We start from the raw sequence: 18,963 nt of genomic DNA, 5'->3' as shown, positions 1-18,963 counted from the left end.
CAACGCGGACGATATTGCGCGATAAATCGCGCCGCTACGTTTCGGTTATGACAGGGACGCCCCGCCACATATCACCAGCTCCTGCCCGGTGATGGCATCTGCGGCGGGCGACAGCACAAATCCGGCCAACGCCGCCACTTCCTCCGGCTTGATATAGCGCCCTATCGGCGGCAGTTTTGGCGGTGAGCTGGCGCGGCCAGGTTGCAGCAGCATTGGCGTCTCGGTGGCACCTGGCGCAATCACATTCACCGTAATCCCCTGAGACGCCAGCTCGGCGGCCCAGCTCCGAGCCATGCCGACCATCGCCGCCTTGGTACTGACGTACTGGCTGCGCCCTGCTGCGCCGCGTGAGGTACGACTGCCAATCAGCAGGATACGATCGCCCCGTTGCATGCCGGGCTGCAACGCATTGGCCATGATTTGTGCCGCCTGCACATGCAGATACCACAGCCTGCTGCTGGCTTCTTCATCCAGCGCCCCCAAGGGCGCAGCCGCCATCATCCCTGCGGCATGCACCAGCGCATTCACGCCGGGCAACATCGCCAGCGCCTGCTTCAGTCGCACAGCGTCAAACAAATCGACGCTGACCGAGGTAAAAGCCGGATGATCTTTTTTCACCTCGCTGCGGCTGAAGCCGGTCACCTGCCAGCCCTGCTGCAACAGATGGTCGGCAATCGCCGCACCTATCCCGGAGCTGACACCGGTCACCAGCGCATGGCGGCTCATGAGACAACCCAGGATTCATCAACGCGCACGTACTTAATCGCCTGACGGAAATACGTGTAAGCAATATGCAGCGCACCGTCCTCGCTCTGCTTAATGCTGGGGTAGGAGAACTCACGGTTTAATTTCTGCTGGGAGTTGTTGGTCATGCAGTAGCCATCGCCCTCATCGAGGTTGCGCTGCCAGGGCCAGCTCCGCCCGTCATCCGCCGAGATCGCCAGCGTCATCGGCGCACGCGGCGCACCCCAGAATGCGGTGCGGCCACTGTGCACCACCGGCTCCGCCGCCACTGCGACGTCCCCCTCCTCCTCATCGTCGATTTCGTCATACAACGACAGGCGGCGCTCGCTGGCGTCTTTGGCGCTCATGGCGTTAAACACCAGCGCCAGATGGCCGTTGTGCAGCGTGGTGACCTGAATCGAGGAGTTATTATTTGGCAGTTCCGTCGCCTGCGGCGCACTCCAGCTTTCGCCACCGTCATGAGAACGGCTTTGATAGATGTGATCTGCCCAGCGGCTGCGATACAACGCCAGCAGGCTACCATCCTGCAACAGGGTGATATTCATATGCACGCAGCCGAGGCTGTCCGGCACGGCCACATCGCGCCAGCTTTTGCCCTGATCGCTGGAGATTTTCACCGCGCTGACATCATCGTTACCGACCCATTTCACTCCCGGCTGGGTACGGCAATAGAACACCGGCAGCAGCCAGTTGCCATTCGGCAGTACCACGATCGGCTGGCGGATAAAGGTCCCGGGTTGATCAAGCAAGGTATCGATGGCGCTCCAGCTACGGCCAAAATCGCGTGACTGGCGATAGCGCACAATCGCGGTGTCCTGATTGCCGGACTTCTGTGCAGTCCACAACAGCCACAGCACCTGTTGCGGATCGAGAAACAGCACCGGATTTTGTTCCGATCGCGTCGGATCGTCCGACAACTTCTCCGCCTCGCTCCATTGATCGCTGCCTTTCGTCAGCCGTGAACACCAGACCGAGATATCCGCGATCCCTTCCTGCGTGCCGCCAAACCAGACGCACAGCAGGTCGCCATTCGGCAGCGGCAGCAGATTAGCAGCATGGTTCTGTGGACAGACCGAAGGCAGCATCGCGGTGAGCTGCTGCGCGTCCTGCGCGTGCGGATGAAGGTTACCGTTACGTTCGACGGTAAGGGTTAAGTCGGTCATATCAGGCTCCACTGTTTTGCATGGTTCGTTTCGGGGCATTTTTGTCTTGCGTCTGGCGCGACGGGATCAGGCGGTCAATCACCATCACAAGCGCCGGGGTCAGCAGTGCTACATACATGTTGTTGATACCAAAGGGATCTCCCAACAAATACCACACCGACGTCACCACACAGGCGGCAATCAGCCCGGCATTCGCCCCGCGTGTACTTTTAAAGAATGGCAGGTAGAACGCGATGATAGCGACCACCGAGATCGACAGACGGATGGCACGGGTGAAAAACGACAGCTTCAGCACTTCAGGCACGAACAAAACGAAGATCAGCGGCAGGAAACCAATCACCAGCGACAACCAGCGCGTCATACGAAATTCACGCTCCGGGGTCGGATTGCGGTACGGAACATAAAAATCTTTCACCACCAGCGAGGCAATAGCCAGCGCGACGGTACTGACACTGACGAAAATCGATGCCACCAGCGAGGTGGTGACAATGCCTGCCAGCCACGGGCTCATATCCTGTAAAAACACCGGCAGCGCATACAGGCTCTTGATATCAGGATGCAGGAATTTTGCCGCCACGCCGATCAGCGCGATGGCGATGGCAATCGGCATACAAAAGAAGAAGGCAACCCAGGTGGCGCGCTTCGCCGACGCGGCGTTTTTGGTGGAAGCAATCGCCTGAATTACAAACTGGGTACAGAAGATGGAACCGATGGTGCCGATCAGCCAGGCAAAAATGGTGCTGGCCCCGACGTTACCATCCCAGGTCCAGTAGAAATGTGGCATCTGTTTGATCATCGGGCTGACACCACCGGTCATATGCAGCGCCACGCCGAGAATCACCATAATACCGATGTATTTCAGGCCGCTATGCAGCAGCGTCACCCAAGCGATGCCTTTCATGCCGCCAAAGACAAAATAGAAGGTACTGACCACCGCCGTGATAAACGCAGCGGTAGTGAGATTGAGGTTCAGCACCGTGGAAATGGCCGCTGCGCCGCTGACGTAGTTACCCACGTTCACCAGCAGCAGCGCGTAAATCATGATCAGTGAGATGATGTTTTTGGTCGAGTTACCGTAACGTTCGGCAATCGCCCCGGAAATGGTGATTTTCCCGGTGTTATAAATACGTTTGACCAGCAGCATACCAAACAGCGGGAAGCCTATCGCCGCACCGATTACCGACCAGGAGGCAGCAAAACCATCCTCAAAGGCGGCCTGGGCGGTGCCGATGGTGGATTTAGCACCAATATATTCTGACATCAGCATCACCCCGACGATAAACGCCGGCATGGCGCGCGAGCCAGCCATAAAATCACCGGTGTTTTTACTGCGCAAACGCCAGGTCAGCCAGGTGGTAAACAGGATATATGCGATCACAATCCCGACAATAATCACCATCCCTTCTGTAGAGAATTGTTTCATTTCAGCCTCATCGATAACGTAGGGTCGTGGCAGGCGCTGGGCTTCACGCACGCCGTTATAGCGATGGCATTTTTCTCTTTGTGGTGTCTTTGCACCGAACGCCATCCATTGCGCCTTGTGATTTATTTCAGTCAATAAAGAATGAGATCACGCAGCGAAGTGGCAATTTATAGGCGATAAGGACAATGATTTGTTTGATCGTGCTCACAAACACTCAATATTGATTGAAAATAATCATATCGGTCATTTGCTCTATCCAACTTTCGGGGTTCACTTCATTTATCGCGCCGCTACGGAATGTGCCTTTATAGCGTCTGCTGCAAAAACTCCACAAAGGCGCTAATACGTGCAGGCAGTTGGCGCTGGGGCTGCCAGACGGCAAAGATATCGCCGTCTGGCGCACTCCAGTCGGGCAATACATGCAGCAGCTCGCCGCTGTTAATGCTGTGCTGCGCATCCCACCATGAACGCAGCAGAATGCCATGCCCGTCCTGCGCCAGTTGCATCGCCACTTCACCGTCGTTGGTGACCAGGGTTCCGCGCACCTTTTGCGTCAGCTGCTGCCTGCCATCCGTCAGCCGCCACAGGGCAAAATCGCTTTCGTACTGACGCAGCAAAATGCAGTTATGCTGCGCCAGCGCCGCCACGCTGTCGGGCAGGCCACAACGCGCCGCGTAAGCTGGGGCACAGCACAGCACGCGCGGATTGGTCCGAAGCTTGCGTGCCATCAAGCGAGCATCCGGCGGCTCACCGACACGGATATCGATATCGATGTGCGCATCAAGGAAACTTAACGGCTGGCTGCTGAGTTGCAGGCTGAGTGACAATTCCGGGTGCAACGCCGCAAAGCGCGACACCAGCGGCGCAACATGGCGGCGACCAAAGCCGAATGACGCATTGATATTCAATGAGCCGCGCAACACCGCCGTCTGGCTGCTGACCGACTCCTCCAGCTCCGCCAGTTGATCCAGCAGTGGACGCGCACCCTCCAGGTAGCGTTTTCCTTCCGGCGTCAGTTCCAGCCGCCGGGTGGTACGACGTAGCAACTGCACCCCCAGCCGCTGCTCCAACTGGCTCAGGCGTTTGCTCACCGCCGGTAACGAGAGTCCCAGCTCACGCGCTGCCGCCGTCAGGCTGCCAAGGGTGGCGATACGCACGAAAAACGCCAGGTCGTCGGTGGAGGTGCGCGATTCTCTACTTTTATTCAACATTGGCTTGCTGCTCAGGCTAATTATTTCCCCATGATGCAAAGTTATACTGCGGGCAGAACATCAACAGCAACCTGCGAGAAACCCTATGAGCGGCAAAACATTTAAAATCGCCGTCATCCCTGGCGATGGCATTGGTAAGGAAGTGATGCCAGAAGGCATCCGTGTAATGGACGCGGCAGCAAAAAAATTCAATATTCCGCTGGAGTGGCAATGGTTTGATTTCGCCAGCGCCGAGTACTGGCAGCAGCATGGCAAGATGTTGCCGGATGACTGGTTCGCTACCCTGCAAACCTTTGATGCGATCTACTTCGGTGCCGTAGGCTGGCCGGATGTGGTACCGGATCATGTCTCGCTGTGGGGATCGCTGTTGCAGTTCCGCCGCGAGTTCGATCAATACGTCAACCTGCGTCCGGTGCGTCTGATGCCGGGTGTCAAAGCGCCGCTGGCAAACCGTCAACCGGGCGATATCGATTTCTACGTGGTGCGTGAAAACACTGAAGGCGAATATTCCAGCGTCGGCGGCACCATGTTCCCTGGCACCGAGCGTGAAGTGGTGATTCAGGAGACGGTGATGACCCGTACCGGCGTCGATCGTATTCTGAAATTTGCCTACGAGCTGGCGCAGAAACGACCGAAAAAACACCTGACCTCGGCCACAAAATCCAACGGTATCGCCATCACCATGCCGTACTGGGACAGCCGCGTGGAAGCCATGTCAGCCAGCTACCCGGAGATTAAAGTCGATAAATATCATATCGATATCCTGACCGCTAACTTCGTGCTGCACCCGGACTGGTTCGATGTGGTGGTGGCGAGCAACCTGTTTGGCGATATCCTGTCGGATCTCGGCCCGGCCTGTACCGGCACCATCGGCATTGCGCCTTCAGCCAATATCAACCCGGAAGGGAAATTCCCGAGTCTGTTCGAACCGGTACACGGCTCCGCGCCGGATATTGCGGGCAAAGGCGTCGCCAACCCGATTGGACAGATTTGGTGTGGCGCAATGATGCTGGAACATTTGGGCTATGCCGAAGCCGGTGCAGCGGTGCTGGATGCCATTGAACGCACGCTGGCGGCGGGCACCAGCCTGACGCGCGACCTGGGCGGCAAGGCATCAACCGAGGAGCTGGGCGCAGCGATTGCCGCCGCGCTGTAATCGAAAAAACCGCGCGATAAATCGCGCCGCTACAGCAGGGCGCGATGTTAACGTCGCGGTGTAATTTCATGATGTTATCGTAGCGGCGCGATTTATCGCGCAAAGTGTCCATCGCCTTACGGCAAAATCTGCACCGTTTCGCTATGCCAGCCGGTCGGCAATGGCTGTGGGCGCACAATGGTGACGTTATGCAATTGCAGGTTCTCCACCCCGCGCGCATACAGGCCCGGCAGACCATGTGGATAAGCCGCAACCCCAAACGCCTGCCCGGTCTGGCTGTCCAGCTTGTAGGCATTATCCAGTCCCATCCCCGTTGGTGATTCAGGATTACACGGCGGGCGCACATCGTAATATCCCTGTCCTTCAGCGGCCACCTGACGCAACTGCACGTTGCTCAGCATCACCTCGCGGATCTGCCCTGCCACCTCGCTATGCAGATTGATGGCCCCTTCCATCACGCCACTGACGTTGCTGAATTGCAGTTGTTCGATAACGCCCGGCACGATCGCCGGATCGCGGGCGCGTACCGAAACAAACAGCGCATCGGCTTTGCCCCAGTGGCAGGGTGGCGCAAGGTGGCAGGCCAGCGTCAGATTGCTGAATAACAGGCGGCGGAAACTGCCGCCATCGCGCGACAACAGGCCAATCGCCCGATTGGAGTCGAAAATGGTGCAGCCGCTGACGGTGACATCTTCCACATCATCAAAGGTTTCCGTGCCGATCTTGAACGCACAACTGTAAGAACGCAGTTGGCAATTGCTGATCATAATCTGCCGCGCCGCACGCCGCAGAGGGGCGGGTTTTTGCGTGGTTTTGATGCAAATGGCGTCATCTGCCGCACTCAGGTAGCAGTTGCTGACAAACACCGCTTCGCAGCTATCAATATCCAGCGCATCGGTGTTGGGCATGGTCATGGCGTTATCAATCGTCAGGTGTTCGATATGCACATGGCGGCAGCTCACCAGATGAACCGTCCACATCGGTGCCTGCACAATGGTGAACTCCCGCAGCGTCACCTGCTCACAATCTTCAAACACGATAATCCGTGGGCGCTGAGGACGTGGCAGTCGATAACCCTGCTCATCCTTCTCGGCGGCAAACCAGGCTTCACCATCGCCATCAATCACCCCTTTACCGCTGATGCTGATATTGCGCTGGCCGACCGCATACAACAGCACATGCTGCGACAGCTCGGCCTGACTCTGCGCCAGACAGCGTTGATAATCCTCGACACTTTGGCTTGCCAGCAAGGTGGCCCCCGCCGCCAGATGCAGGTTGAGATGGGAACCCAGCGTGAGGGTGCCGAGGCGATAGCGGCCCGCTGGCACCGTCAGCGTCCCGCCGCCCTGCTGCGCCAGCTGATCCAGCGCACGTTGAAAACAATCAGTATCGAGGGTTTCGCCGTCAGCGACGGGGTGAAAATCAGCCAGTGAAAGGTGCATGCGGTTCTCCTGAGTTGCAGCGTAAGGCCATAGCAGCATGCGCATGGCGCGAAAACCTTTCGCTGATGGACAAGGCGCTTATTTCACCGCGCCTTCGGTCACGCCACTGATAAATTTGCGCTGAAAGATGAGGAACACCGCCACCAGCGGCAGGATCACAATCATCGCGCCAGCCATCAATACCGGGATATCGATGGTGTTTTTATTCTGGAAGAACATCATGCCAATCGGCAGGGTACGCAGCTCGTCTTTGTTAACCAGAATCAGTGGGATCAGGAATTCGTTCCACGTCCAGATAAACAGCAGCAGCGCCAGGGTGGACAGCGTCGGCCAGATGGCAGGCACCAGAATGCCCCACAAAATTTTGCGCCGTGACGCGCCATCCATGACTGAAGCCTCCACCAACTCGCGCGGCACCTGTTGCAGCGCCGTGGCGATCATCAGGGTGGTGAACGGCAGCGACAGCGCAATCTGCGGCAGGATCAGCGCCAGATAAGTATTGGTCAGCCCCATCCAGCGCAACTCGTGGTACAGCGGAATGATAAAGGCCTCACTTGGCAGCACCATCCCCAGCCCCAGCATCGCCGCCACCACTTTTTTGCCCGGAATCTTCAACCAGGCGAAACCAAACCCGGCCAGAATGCCCAGCAGGATGCTGCTAATCACCACCGGGATCACCACCAAAACCGAGTTCATAAAGTAAACGTTGAAATGGCCCTGCTGCCAGGCGGTGACGTAGTTTTTAAAGTTGAGCGAAGATGGCAGGGTAAACACCCCCTGGAACAGCTCCATCTGGGTTTTGAATGAGGTCATCAGCGCCATCAGAAATGGCAGGATGGTCATCAGCGCGACGATCCAGATAAGCGCACGAGAAACAACTGGCGTGCCACGCATCAGTGACGCTCCCGAATAACAAAGTGAATTAACGCGTTGATCAACAACACAATCATCATACTGAATACCGCCACTGCCGAGGCGTAGCCAAAGTAGTGCAGGTCGAAGCCCTGCTTATACATAAAGATGTTGGTCACCATAGTGGCGGTGCCCGGCCCGCCCTGCGTCATCACATAGACCAGGTCGAAGGCTTTCAGGCTGGCGATCACCGTCAGCAGCAAGGCAATGCGCAGCTCCGGGCGCAGTGACGGCAGCGTGATGCGCATAAATTTCTGCCGCCGCGAGGAGCCATCCAGATCCGCTGCTTCCAGCAATGACGGATCCATCCGTTGCAGGCCAGCCATAAACAGCACCAGACAAAAACCAAAGAAGTACCAGGTGGCGACAAAGCCGACTGCGGGGAGCGCCCAGGTGAAGTCGCCTAACCAGGAGATCGCCAACTGCGGCAATCCGATGGCGCGCAGGAACTGGTCAATCGGACCAAATGCCGGGTTGTACAGCCAACGCCACACCACGCCGAGTACCGCCATCGGCATGATATAAGGCAGAAAGAAGAAGATACGCAGCAGACTGCGCTCCTTGTTGCTGCGCGTTTCATACAGGAAGCTGCACAGCAGCAGCCCAACACCAATCGGCAGCAGAGTGTAGAACAACATCAACAGCGCGTTGTTGCCCAGCGCCACCCAAAACACCGGGTCGCTGAACATACGCATATAGTTGCTGATGCCGGTAAAGATCGGCATCGAGGTGCCGTCCCACTCGGTAAAACTGATGCCCAGCGACGCCAGCAGCGGCAGCAACAGAAAGACCGCGTATACCAGCACCGCGGGCAGGAGATAGAGCGCATTGCGCCAGGCAGATTTGTTCAGCATAACCGTACTCGCTTGCGGGCCTGTCTGCGGTCCGGCATCGCTGCCGGACCGGATTTATCAGTGCTTAAGGGTTTTCAGGTAACGTTGATAGTTGTTGTCGAAGTTGGTGACCATCTGGTCAGCGGTTTGACGTCCCGCCAGCAGCAGCTGCACGTTCTGGTTCAGCTCGGCGTTCATGGTCGGTGTCGCCCAGTCAACGTAATGGCCCAGGCCATCGTGTTCATTAAGCGTCACCCACACCTGATACGTTTCCGCCAGCAGCGGGTTATCCGACGGGATCTGCGCATTTTTGCTGGCACTGGCAGGCAGGAAGCCGACTTTCAGCCAGCGGTTAGCCATCTCATCCGACACGATGTAGTCGATAAACTTCGCTGCGGCATCCTGCTGTTCTTTGCTTTTCGCCGTGCTGGTGATGGAGAACGCCAGGTCTGTGCCCCCGACCATTAACGCATGCTGCACGCCCTCGCCCATCGGCATTGCCGCGAAGTGAATATCTTTGTTGTCTTTGAACTGACCGAGATACCAGGTGCCGCTCACCAGGAAGGCCGCCTGACCGTTCTGGAACAGCGTGGCAGCATCGTCATGACCAATCCCCTGGAAACCTGGGAAGAAATACCCTTTGTCATTCCAGCTTTTCATCATGTTGGCGGCTTTGACTAACTTGTCATCTTTGAAGGTGCCGCCGACATCGTAAATCAGGTCATCCAGTTTTTTGCGATCGCTGCTTTCGATCTGCGCTTCCCAAAGGGTACTGAGCAGTTGCTGCCCCATATTGCCGTCCAGCAAACCCAGCATCATCGGCGCGGTGCCCTGCGCTTTCAGTTTTTCCATTGCCTGTTCCAGCTCCGGCAGGGTTTTTGGCACCGCAATGCCGGCTTTATCCAGCAACGCTTTGTTGTAGTACAGACCAACCATTTCACCGAGGCTGGCAACGCCGTACAACTTGCCGCTACCGAAATCCTGGGTATCAGACCAACGGTTGCGTTTCAGAATCGAATCCGGGAAGCGCGTGGTCCAGCCGTAGGTTTTGGCGTAATCATCCAGCGGCCAGAGTAATTTGTCTTTGACCAGCGATCCCATATCGCCGCCGCCCTGGTTGACCTGCGCAATCTGTGGGCCATCACCGGCGGTCAGCGCCAGTTTGAGCGGGATGCGGGTATCTTCAAAGGAGTGCACGGAACGCTGGATGACAATGCCCGGATTTTTTTGCTGGAACGCTTTAATCGCCTGATCCACCGCTTCGGTCTGCTGTGGATAGTTATAAATGTCCCATTCGTTAAGGGTCACGCTGGCGGCCTGCGCCATCGATGCGCCGAGCAGTACCCCAGCGGAAACCAGACGAGACAGGGTGCGCAGAGAGCGATGGAAGTACTGCGAACGTACGGTTGACTCACACATAATGCTCGGTTTCTCCAACAGATGACTGGCATCCCTTCATCTCGACACCCGCAGATCCCGCAGGTTGATTCAGCAGAAATATCGCGCTTATCCATACTTACTTTATGAACAAAAGAAAGTCAAACCTGTGCAGCGCGGAATTTTTGCTCTGTGATGCAGTGCAAAAAGTGAGAAGAAAGGCTCGTCGATCAGCAGAGAATGCTGCTTAATTCAGCAAAAATTGGCGGTAATCAGCCTGTCGGCAATGATGACCAGCATAAATCACTCGTGATTTTGCCAGCCATTAAGCCACTGATAGAGCATATGAAAATCGTATAGTTATGACAAAGAAACGAAGGGGAATGGGTACAAGGCCCGCGCAGCAAGGACCAACCAGCGCATTTTAGCGCGACTGTCATCGCATCAGTCATGCGCTGCGGTTATGCTTCTGTGCCGCTTTGCGGGATGACGCAATTATTACACCTTGAAAACTAAGTCAGCTTTCATTACCGTAAAAACTGTTCATCTCCTGACCACAGAGGCTCCACCATGACGGCTGAAGGTGTTATTCGTCACGCCACCGAGGCGGATTTTCCCGCGCTCTCGCGTATTTGCTTAGAAACCGCCAATGCGGGAAAGGATGCGACGGCGCTTTATTCCGATCCCGCCCTGCCTGGCCTGCGCTTTGTGATCCCTTACGCGCGCTTCGTCCCTGAGTTTGCTCTGGTGCTGGAGCAGCACGGCGAGGTGGTGGGCTACGCCGTAGCGGTGCCGGATACCCGCACGTTTGAGGCCATCCTCAATCAACAGTGGTGGCCGATGTTGCAGACGCAATATCGCGCCACTCCCGCCAGCGCACCACTCGACAGCAAAGTGCTGGATGCCATCCGCCAGCCGGATGCCGCCGCCGAGCAACTGGTAAGCCAGTGGCCTGCACATCTGCATATCAATCTGTTGCCTGTGGCACAGCAAGGCGGTTGGGGACGTAAGCTGATCGAGCAATTGTTGACGCTGCTGCGTCAGGCCGGCGTTTCCGGCGTACATCTTGGCGTCAGCCTGCAAAACGAGCAGGTGTGCGGTTTTTATCAGCGCCTTGGCTTCACGCCTATCGTGCGCAGCAACGCCATCTATATGGGCCAGTTACTTTAAGCGAGACACAGCATGACCAGCCTGCATCTGCAAAGCGTTAAGAAATCCTATGAGAACGTGAACGTGATTCACGGTATCGATCTCACCATCAACAGCGGCGAGTTTGTGGTGTTTGTTGGCCCTTCCGGCTGCGGTAAATCGACGCTGTTACGCATGATTGCCGGGCTGGAGGAGATCAGCGACGGCAAGTTGCTGATTGAGGGAGCGGATATGACGCACCAGCCCGCCACCGAGCGTGGCATTGCGATGGTGTTTCAGTCCTACGCGCTCTACCCGAACATGACGGTACGCGGCAACCTCGCTTATCCGCTGGAGGTGATGAAGCGCCCGAAAGCGGAGATTGAACAGGCGATACGCCAGACCGCCGAGCGTCTGCATTTAACGGAATTGCTGGATCGACTGCCGCGTGCTCTGTCCGGCGGGCAGCGTCAACGCGTGGCAATAGGCCGCGCCATTATTCGCCATCCGCGCATTTTCCTGTTTGATGAACCGCTGTCGAACCTCGATGCCGAATTGCGTTTGCAGATGCGTATTGAGATCGCCCGCCTGCACGCTTCACTCGGCAATACCATGATTTACGTTACCCATGACCAGTTAGAAGCGATGACGCTGGCTGACCGTATCGTGGTGCTGCGTAAGGGGCAGATTGAGCAGGTTGGCGCACCCCTGGAGTTGTACCGCGACCCGGATAACCTGTTTGTCGCCGGGTTTATCGGCTCACCGAAAATGAACTTCTTGCCGGCCGAAGTGGCGGCGTTGGCCCCCGGTCAGGTGCAGCTACGCGTGCCATCGCTGGGGATTCAGGCGTTAACCCTGAAGCTGGCGGCGACCTGCCACGAAGGGCAGAAAGTGACGCTGGGGGTGCGGCCTGAGCATTTTCAGCTCGCCCCAGATGCCAACGCGCCGTTGAGTTTTAGTGCACCGCTGTCGTTCAGCGAGATGCTGGGACATACCAATTATCTTTATCTGGATGTCGGGCAGGAGCGTCTGCTGGTGATTGAGGAGCGCCATGCGACTCATCATGAGATTGGCGAACTGATGCGTTATCAATTGGATGCGGGGAGTTGTTTGTTGTTTGATGAGCAGGGGATGCGGTTGCGGTGAATGTGTTCTGGCTGCTGGTGCGGGCTGACTCCGAGAAGGTTCCGCCCGCCCCATCGCCTGAAAGCCAGGTGCTCTCTTCATTGCGCGATAAATCGCGCCGCTACAAATGGCAGCACGTTGATTTATCGCGCAGACAGCAATGATTAAATCACCAAAAAGCACAAGTCATGCAGTGGGGATGAGCCGCATGAAGGCGGCGTTGAGTTGTAGCGGCGCGATTTATCGCGCAAAAAAGAGGCTGGCGCGAGGCCCGGCAGTGCAGAGGACGCCGCACCGGCGAGCTGAAACTACATCAGCCTAAAGCGAACGAAACCACCTCAGAGCGAGCGAAACCCGTTTTAAGACGCGATCTCTTCATCCGCCTGCGCGGCCAGCAAATCCAGCAACTTATTCACCGCAAAACCCGCCGCGCCCTGCGCCCACATCCGATTAGACTCGGTCAGGAACTGCAACGGCGTCATATGCGGCGTCAATTTCAGGCGATAGTTCTGGAAGCTTTGGGTGATATGGTCCAGCAGGATACGCGACGCCATCTGCGGCTCCATCGCCAGATAAACCACATCCGGGTCGTAGGCAATTGACAGGTTCGCCAGTGACATCCCCAACTGATGCCCGGCTTCCGCCAGCGCACTCAGCACCTCGGGTGTCGGACGCATATCGAGGTCACGCAACGCCTGCGGCACCTCATCTTTCAACGTGGCAGCCACCCGTTGCAGGATCGCCTGCGATGAGGCGACATCCTCCAACAGGCGTTCGGAGCCGTCGCCCAGCAGGGCATTGCCAATTTCCCCCGCTTTGCCGTGGCGGCCCCGATATAGCTGGCGATCGAGCAGAATCCCTGCGCCAATGCCTTTGCCAAAGGTGGCGATAATCGCCGACTGGGCATGGCCGAGCTGACCAAAAACCAGCGCCGCCATCGCTAACGCGTTGGCGTCGTTTTCGATAAATACCGGCAGCGAGAAACGTTCCTCCAGCAGGCGGGCAATCGGCACGTTGTCCCAGTCCAGCACGCGGGAGCGCACGCAGTAGCCGTTGCTGGCATCCACCAATCCGGAAAGCGCCAGGCCAATCGCCCCCACTTTCTTGCCCTCGACACCACGCAAGAACTTAGCCAGCGCATCGCCCAGTTGCTTGGGCGTCATCGCACCGGAAGGCATCTGCTGCTCGCCAATAATGTTGCCACCAAGGTCGGTCAGCACGATCAAATTGCGTTCGGCGTTGAGCTGGATACCCACCACGCTGGCGTGGTCAGGATTAAGACCGAGCAGGGTTTTTGGACGCCCCATCGAAACGCGTCGCAACCCCAGCTCCTGCACAATGCCCCGCGTCAGCAGGCGATTGGTGGCCTGCGAAACCGTTGACATACTCAAGCCGCTGCGCACTTTCAGATCGGACTGGCTGATCGGCGCATTTTCGACAATCAGCCGCAGAATTCGGGCGGTTACGTTCGGAGCGATCATGGTTCTCTTTATCAGCAGAATGAAAAGGTTATGCGGGTTGGCTCAGGCTAAACTGCGTGGCGAGCCGGATCGCGCCACTCAGCGCATCCCCCTGCGGCGGCACCAGCAACGCGGCGATCTCCGCCGGGAGCCAGGGCTGAATCGGGGCGGCTAAGCCCCCCATCAGCGCCAGATTACCGTGACTACGCGCCAGCAGCGGCTGCACCATCTGCGCAATATCCGCTGCGGTTTGCTGAATCAACGCCGTGCCATGCACATCTCCCGCCTGCGCGGCAGCGAAAACGTCCGGCACCACCCGTCCCCAGTCAGCCGGTGTGGCATGACGTGACCAGATTAGCATCTGTTCCGGGCTGTCGTGATAATGCGCCATGATGCGTTGCGTCAGCGCAGAAGGTGGCACAATGCCTTCGTGTGCCAACAGCGCCAGCCTGAGTGCGCGTTGGCCCAGCACCGCGCCCGATCCGGCATCGGACAGGGCAAAACCCCAGCCGCCGAGCAGCGTAAATTGCCTGCCATCCCAGGCTGCCCCCTGGCTACCGGTGCCGGTGATAAACACCGCCCCCGGCGCACCATGATGCGCACCGGCACAGGCGATTTCGACATCGGTGAAGAGATAGCGGGCCTGACAAACCGGCTGCCAGCTCTCCAGCCGGGCTTTCACCGAGGCAACATTGGCACCCGCCAGCCCCGCCACCAGCACCGTTTGCGCCCGCGCCGTCGCCGGTAAGGCCGCCTGGGTGAAGAGATCGTCAATCACCCGATCAATCGCATCAATGGCCGCCTCAAACTGCGACCAGACGTTAGCAGGCCCACCGCGCGCTTCCGCCAGCAGCTGTCCCTGAGCGTCGGTGAGACGTCCACGACAGTGCGTACCACCACCATCAATACCCAGCATCAGTGACTGCACGCGCTTCCTCCTGCTTTGCTCCGCACGGAATGACTCTTTATAGATGTGCGAAAGATAGGGTAAAAAAACTTAAATCGCAATAACAAATAAATATGGAAGCCACAACACCAAATAAAAATGATTAAAATCATACAAATAATAAAAACACACATTTCTTGCACCAGGATATCCATTGACATTAGTTTTTCTGCCGTAATAAGTTAGCGGTCATATTATCAGCAGCCTGATGGGTCGGGCGGCTAACAGGCAACGGGCTTCAGGGGTACAACATGAAAGTGGGCATTATTGGTCTTGGCTTTCGTCTTTCCCATGTGGTGAAAGAGTTCAGCAAAGCCGATACAGAGTTCTCCGTCGTGGGTTATGTCGATCCGGCTCCGGCGGGTTTACCTAATCTTCACACCTTCGGCATCGATCCCGGCAAAGCATTCGACAGCATCGACGCCCTGCTGAGTCATGGCGGCTTTGATCTGCTGCTGGTCGGTTCACCGAACTTTATGCATCTTGAGCATATCCGTCAGGGACTCGCCGCGGGTTATACCGTCTTCACTGAGAAGCCGGTGGTGATCAATGAAGAACAGACTATGGCGATGGCGCAGCTGGTGCAGCAATACGGGCATGAACGCATTCTGGTCGGCCTGGTGCTGCGCTACTCGCCGCTGTACCACGATCTGCTGGCAGCGCGTGATGACAACCGTCTCGGAGAAATCACCTCCATCGAAGCCACCGAACATATCAAGCCGTACCACGGTGCCTTCTTCCAGCGTGACTGGCGTCGTCTGGAAAAATACGCCGGTCCCTACATTCTGGAAAAATGCTGCCACGATATCGATCTGTATCAGGGATTGATGGGTGAACGTCCAGTGCGCGTCGCCAGCTTTGGTGGCCGTAAATCCTTTACCCCGCAACACGCGCCGCAAGGTGCCGTGACGGCAGATTCCGAGTTGTATCACGTCAAGCCGAGCGGCTGGTCAAGCACCGATGCGGTGTTCGACAGCGACGCCGATATCGTTGACTACCAGACAGCGCTGATTGAATACGCCGGTGGCGCTACCCTCGCCTTCCACGCCAACCTTAACGTGCCGGATGAGTTCCGTCGTTTCTGCGTCATGGGCACCGATGGCATGGCTGAGGGCGACTTTGTACGTAACTACTTCCGTGTGCACAACGCCCGAACTGGCGAACGTGAAGTGGATACCGTCTACAGCGGCAACGCTTACGATGGCCACTATGGCGCAGATGCCCTGATGGCCGAAGAAATCGTGAAACACATTAAAAAGGGAACGCCGCTGAAGGTCACGGTGGTGGACGCGCTGGAAGCGGGACTCACCGCGATAAAAATCGACGAAGCGCGAAAATCGAAAACCGTGGTGGATATGACAGAAAGCTGGAAAAAATTTGATGCCAGCCTGGGGAAAACAGCGGCCGTCTGACGGCCACTGCTCGCGATCCCAGCCCCCTGATCGCGAGCTTTGTCATGGCAGTTCGGACTGGCAATACCCTTAACCGGCCTGTTGGCCGGTTTTTGTTGCCTGCGGCACCACCGGATCGTTCTCCAGCCGCTGACGTTTCCGCAGATGCGGGAAAAGAGTCATCCAGAGCGCCACCACCACCAGCGTACCAATACCGCCGAGCGCCGCAGCAGGCACTGCACCCAGCCACGCCGCCAGCATCCCGGACTCAAATTCACCCAGCTGGTTGGAGGTATTAATAAAGATGGCGTTCACCGCGTTGACGCGCCCCCGCATATCGTCCGGGGTATCCAACTGAACCAACGCGCCGCGAATCACCATGCTGACCATATCAAACGCCCCAAGCGCGGCCAGCGCCAGCAGCGACAGCCACAACTGGCTGGAAAGCGCGAAGATAAGCGTCGCCACCCCAAAACCGGCCACCGCGCCAAACATGATCATCCCGACGTGCTTTTCCAGTTTGTGACGACTGAGCCATACACCGACCACCAGCGCCCCGACTGACGGCGCGCCACGTAACATCCCCAACCCCCAGGGACCGGTGTGCAGAATGTCTTTGGCGAAAATAGGCAGCAGCGCGGTCGCCCCGCCCAGCAGAACCGCAAACAGATCGAGTGAAATCACCCCCAGCACATCTTTGCGTTCACGGATGAAATGCACACCGGCAAACAAGTTGGTGAGGTTCATTGGCAGGCGCGTTTGCGGCGGGCGTTCATAGCGGATACGGCTGACCAGCAGCAGTGAGAACAAATAAAACAACGCCGAAACACCGTACACCACATCCGGTCCAGCCACGTACAGCAACCCACCGAGCGTAGGCCCAATGATCACCGCGGCCTGTCCACCGACCGCGTTAGCCGCCGTTGCGCGAGCCAGAATCTGTGGCGGCACCAGCGCAGGCAGCATCGAGGATAATGCCGGCCACTCCAGCGCCTTAGCGACGGCAATCAGAAATACCAGGCTCCAGATAGCGGTTTTATCTGCCCAGTTGAATAACGTCAGCGCCACTAAAGCCAGCAGCGCTCCCCACTCGACCAGTTGTCCCAGCAGCACAATTCGCCGCCGGTCGAACTGATCGGCCAGATGTCCGGCTGGTAACGCCAACAGCACCGATGGCAGAAACTGCATCAGGCCAATCATCCCCAACGCCATCGCGCTGTTGGTCAGCGAGTAGATTTGCCAGCTGACGGCAACGGAAAACATCTGAAAACCAAATGAGGAACAGGTGCGCGCCAGCCAGAAAGCAACAAACGACCTGTACCGCAGCAGCGAGCCATCCGCTGCTGATGTCAGTGAACCCATATTTATCCCATCCTGAATTGCAGTTCCGGCCAGTGTCGTTGCACAAGCCTTATGAAAAAACCTCGCTGAGGTTTTCCTTATCTTTTTCAGGCGACAGAGTGCGGGATTTTGGCGGCTCAGGCAACGGCAAGGCGTGCTCTTTAAAAACAGTTGGTTATATAAAAAAAATCTAAGCATAGAGCTCTGAATATTAGCAGGCTTATTTTTTTATTGAGGAAATAGCGTAAACCACCAGAGAGGGGCAATAAGACGTTAATTAATGTATTAATAATACCTAATATCTCTTTAGCAGAGACAGATAAAAAAGGTGATCTTCACAAAGGAAACGTTTTATATTAGAAAACTGTTCACAGCAGCAGTCGCACCATTTTTATTATAAATAAACCCTTCCAGTTAATTAATATATTTATAGAGATAAATGGAAAACAGTTCATACAACCCTTATGTTACTGAGCGTATCCGCCGCTTCGATGGCAGGATAACCGGCGCTTGCTATTCATCACCCCTTATAAATTCTGGGCAGAATAGTCATGCATCACTTAACGATCGCAACATAGTTTCCTTACATAACCAATTTTTTGATGAAACAGCGTTAATAATTACCCCATTACAGGGAAATAGGCTTACGGATTTATTACAGACACCAGAAAATTATTCCTGCCTGCGATCAGACAATGTCCGACTGGCCATTAACTATGAGGCGTTGCAGCAGAATGGTCCCGCCCTAAAGTCCCTGGCACAGGATTTTAGTTTCTGGCTCTATGATGTAGCGACACCGGGAACCCAGTGGCGAAATATTGAGGCATTTCCCTTCAGCGGCATTGTGCTGACCCATGTTTTTTTCAACGAAAATTATCTCAAGTTCAGCTTTCCCTTTCTCCTCTCTTCCTTCCGGGAAAGAGAAGCAGAGGTGATATTACGCACCCCGACTTTAACACTGACGGATGAGTGCTATGCTCGATTACATATCAGTGGCTGGCAGGAACAACGCACCAGCAGCGATTTATTTGAAGTGTAAGCGGTTACACAAAATAGCGCGCTCAGCAAAAACAGCCCGATCAATTCGGGCATGTTACCGGTAATACCCTTATAAAATGTTGTGTCATTCCCCATTCCGAAGTCCAAAGCGCTGAAAAAGATCAAACCTGTTAACGTTTTTAAGATAAAATTTAACGCAAAGGGATCATCAGGCGTCACGGAAGCGTTCCAGAGTGGACATTTACATCACCTCGTACCTTATATCGGGATTCGGCGCAACGCGTTGTTTCCTTTAGTCTTATGGCGAAAAAA

The 18,963-nt window shown here is 56.2% G+C and carries 16 protein-coding genes; 5 read left to right on the top strand and 11 right to left on the bottom strand.

The genetic code is table 11. The annotated features are described in order from the left end of the window. Positions 1 to 45: 45 nt before the first annotated feature. The 4 genes from L579_RS10170 to L579_RS10155 form a co-directional block, all read right to left on the bottom strand. Entirely contained in the window at positions 46 to 726 is a 681-nt protein-coding gene (locus tag L579_RS10170) for an SDR family NAD(P)-dependent oxidoreductase (RefSeq protein WP_021184167.1), read from the bottom strand. Beyond that, positions 723 to 1,907 carry a sialidase family protein gene (locus L579_RS10165; protein WP_021184166.1) on the bottom strand — a complete coding sequence of 395 codons (1,185 nt, stop codon included), beginning with the start codon at positions 1,905 to 1,907 and terminating at the stop codon, positions 723 to 725. The genes L579_RS10170 and L579_RS10165 overlap by 4 nt, the downstream gene beginning before the upstream one ends. 1 nt (position 1,908) lies before the next feature. Further along, positions 1,909 to 3,330, bottom strand: coding sequence for a sodium:solute symporter family protein (locus tag L579_RS10160; protein ID WP_036626386.1), 1,422 nt, complete (start codon positions 3,328 to 3,330; stop codon positions 1,909 to 1,911). A 305-nt stretch (positions 3,331 to 3,635) separates the two neighbouring features. Beyond that, entirely contained in the window at positions 3,636 to 4,541 is a 906-nt protein-coding gene (locus L579_RS10155; protein ID WP_021184164.1) for a LysR family transcriptional regulator, read from the bottom strand. Positions 4,542 to 4,626: 85 nt separating this feature from the next. On the opposite strand from L579_RS10155, the gene L579_RS10150 reads away from it, so the two are divergent. Beyond that, positions 4,627 to 5,697 carry a tartrate dehydrogenase gene (locus tag L579_RS10150; protein ID WP_021184163.1) on the top strand — a complete coding sequence of 357 codons (1,071 nt, stop codon included), beginning with the start codon at positions 4,627 to 4,629 and terminating at the stop codon, positions 5,695 to 5,697. A gap of 116 nt (positions 5,698 to 5,813) precedes the next feature. Here the strand turns inward: L579_RS10150 and L579_RS10145 are convergent, their stop codons facing one another. The 4 genes from L579_RS10145 to L579_RS10130 all read right to left on the bottom strand — a co-directional run bounded on the left by L579_RS10145 (position 5,814) and on the right by L579_RS10130 (position 10,303). Further along, positions 5,814 to 7,139, bottom strand: a complete 1,326-nt coding sequence (locus L579_RS10145) for a glycoside hydrolase family 28 protein (protein ID WP_021184162.1) — start codon at positions 7,137 to 7,139, stop codon at positions 5,814 to 5,816. Positions 7,140 to 7,217: 78 nt separating this feature from the next. Continuing rightward, the gene (locus tag L579_RS10140; protein ID WP_021184161.1) at positions 7,218 to 8,033 is read right to left on the bottom strand and encodes a carbohydrate ABC transporter permease; all 816 of its coding nucleotides are present in this window, start codon (positions 8,031 to 8,033) and stop codon (positions 7,218 to 7,220) included. Next, positions 8,033 to 8,905 carry a carbohydrate ABC transporter permease gene (locus tag L579_RS10135; protein ID WP_013507566.1) on the bottom strand — a complete coding sequence of 291 codons (873 nt, stop codon included), beginning with the start codon at positions 8,903 to 8,905 and terminating at the stop codon, positions 8,033 to 8,035. The genes L579_RS10140 and L579_RS10135 overlap by 1 nt, the downstream gene beginning before the upstream one ends. Positions 8,906 to 8,962: 57 nt before the next feature. Next, positions 8,963 to 10,303, bottom strand: a complete 1,341-nt coding sequence (locus tag L579_RS10130) for an ABC transporter substrate-binding protein (RefSeq protein WP_021184160.1) — start codon at positions 10,301 to 10,303, stop codon at positions 8,963 to 8,965. 528 nt (positions 10,304 to 10,831) lie between these two features. Between L579_RS10130 and L579_RS10125 the strand changes: the two genes are divergently transcribed. Continuing rightward, on the top strand, positions 10,832 to 11,431 hold the full coding sequence (locus tag L579_RS10125) for a GNAT family N-acetyltransferase (protein ID WP_021184158.1): 600 nt from the start codon (positions 10,832 to 10,834) through the stop codon (positions 11,429 to 11,431). 12 nt (positions 11,432 to 11,443) lie between these two features. After that, positions 11,444 to 12,535 (top strand): ABC transporter ATP-binding protein, encoded by a 1,092-nt coding sequence (locus tag L579_RS10120; protein ID WP_021184157.1) that lies wholly within the window; start codon positions 11,444 to 11,446, stop codon positions 12,533 to 12,535. 338 nt (positions 12,536 to 12,873) lie between these two features. Here the strand turns inward: L579_RS10120 and L579_RS10115 are convergent, their stop codons facing one another. Then, positions 12,874 to 13,995, bottom strand: a complete 1,122-nt coding sequence (locus L579_RS10115; protein WP_021184155.1) for an ROK family transcriptional regulator — start codon at positions 13,993 to 13,995, stop codon at positions 12,874 to 12,876. A 28-nt stretch (positions 13,996 to 14,023) separates the two neighbouring features. Continuing rightward, the gene (locus L579_RS10110; RefSeq protein WP_051337968.1) at positions 14,024 to 14,890 is read right to left on the bottom strand and encodes a BadF/BadG/BcrA/BcrD ATPase family protein; all 867 of its coding nucleotides are present in this window, start codon (positions 14,888 to 14,890) and stop codon (positions 14,024 to 14,026) included. Between the two features lie 281 nt (positions 14,891 to 15,171). Here L579_RS10110 and L579_RS10105 point away from each other — a divergent pair, with 281 nt between their 5' ends. Further along, the gene (locus tag L579_RS10105) at positions 15,172 to 16,332 is read left to right on the top strand and encodes a Gfo/Idh/MocA family protein (RefSeq protein ID WP_021184153.1); all 1,161 of its coding nucleotides are present in this window, start codon (positions 15,172 to 15,174) and stop codon (positions 16,330 to 16,332) included. A 69-nt stretch (positions 16,333 to 16,401) separates the two neighbouring features. Here L579_RS10105 and L579_RS10100 read toward each other — a convergent pair whose 3' ends face one another. Beyond that, positions 16,402 to 17,673 carry an MFS transporter gene (locus L579_RS10100; RefSeq protein WP_021184152.1) on the bottom strand — a complete coding sequence of 424 codons (1,272 nt, stop codon included), beginning with the start codon at positions 17,671 to 17,673 and terminating at the stop codon, positions 16,402 to 16,404. Positions 17,674 to 18,091: 418 nt separating this feature from the next. On the opposite strand from L579_RS10100, the gene L579_RS23290 reads away from it, so the two are divergent. Next, positions 18,092 to 18,691: a hypothetical protein gene (locus L579_RS23290; protein ID WP_071783578.1), complete on the top strand. Its 600-nt coding sequence runs from the start codon at positions 18,092 to 18,094 to the stop codon at positions 18,689 to 18,691. The last annotated feature ends 272 nt before the right edge of the window (positions 18,692 to 18,963 follow it).

Origin of the sequence: Pantoea sp. AS-PWVM4, from assembly GCF_000468095.1 — a bacterium.
In the GTDB taxonomy this organism is placed as follows: Bacteria; Pseudomonadota; Gammaproteobacteria; order Enterobacterales; family Enterobacteriaceae; genus Pantoea; species Pantoea phytobeneficialis.
Note: the sequence above shows the minus strand (reverse complement) of the source record. Positions and strands in the feature narration are given on the sequence as shown.

Coding starts and splice junctions, on each gene's coding strand:
- L579_RS10105 (WP_021184153.1), top strand. CDS start 15,172: ATGAAAGTGGGCATTATTGGTCTTGGCTTTCGTCTTTCCCATGTGGTG.
- L579_RS10130 (WP_021184160.1), bottom strand. CDS start 10,303: ATGTGTGAGTCAACCGTACGTTCGCAGTACTTCCATCGCTCTCTGCGC.
- L579_RS10145 (WP_021184162.1), bottom strand. CDS start 7,139: ATGCACCTTTCACTGGCTGATTTTCACCCCGTCGCTGACGGCGAAACC.
- L579_RS10150 (WP_021184163.1), top strand. CDS start 4,627: ATGAGCGGCAAAACATTTAAAATCGCCGTCATCCCTGGCGATGGCATT.
- L579_RS10125 (WP_021184158.1), top strand. CDS start 10,832: ATGACGGCTGAAGGTGTTATTCGTCACGCCACCGAGGCGGATTTTCCC.
- L579_RS10120 (WP_021184157.1), top strand. CDS start 11,444: ATGACCAGCCTGCATCTGCAAAGCGTTAAGAAATCCTATGAGAACGTG.
- L579_RS10155 (WP_021184164.1), bottom strand. CDS start 4,541: ATGTTGAATAAAAGTAGAGAATCGCGCACCTCCACCGACGACCTGGCG.
- L579_RS23290 (WP_071783578.1), top strand. CDS start 18,092: ATGGAAAACAGTTCATACAACCCTTATGTTACTGAGCGTATCCGCCGC.
- L579_RS10160 (WP_036626386.1), bottom strand. CDS start 3,330: ATGAAACAATTCTCTACAGAAGGGATGGTGATTATTGTCGGGATTGTG.
- L579_RS10110 (WP_051337968.1), bottom strand. CDS start 14,890: ATGCTGGGTATTGATGGTGGTGGTACGCACTGTCGTGGACGTCTCACC.
- L579_RS10140 (WP_021184161.1), bottom strand. CDS start 8,033: ATGCGTGGCACGCCAGTTGTTTCTCGTGCGCTTATCTGGATCGTCGCG.
- L579_RS10165 (WP_021184166.1), bottom strand. CDS start 1,907: ATGACCGACTTAACCCTTACCGTCGAACGTAACGGTAACCTTCATCCG.
- L579_RS10170 (WP_021184167.1), bottom strand. CDS start 726: ATGAGCCGCCATGCGCTGGTGACCGGTGTCAGCTCCGGGATAGGTGCG.
- L579_RS10135 (WP_013507566.1), bottom strand. CDS start 8,905: ATGCTGAACAAATCTGCCTGGCGCAATGCGCTCTATCTCCTGCCCGCG.
- L579_RS10100 (WP_021184152.1), bottom strand. CDS start 17,673: ATGGGTTCACTGACATCAGCAGCGGATGGCTCGCTGCTGCGGTACAGG.
- L579_RS10115 (WP_021184155.1), bottom strand. CDS start 13,995: ATGATCGCTCCGAACGTAACCGCCCGAATTCTGCGGCTGATTGTCGAA.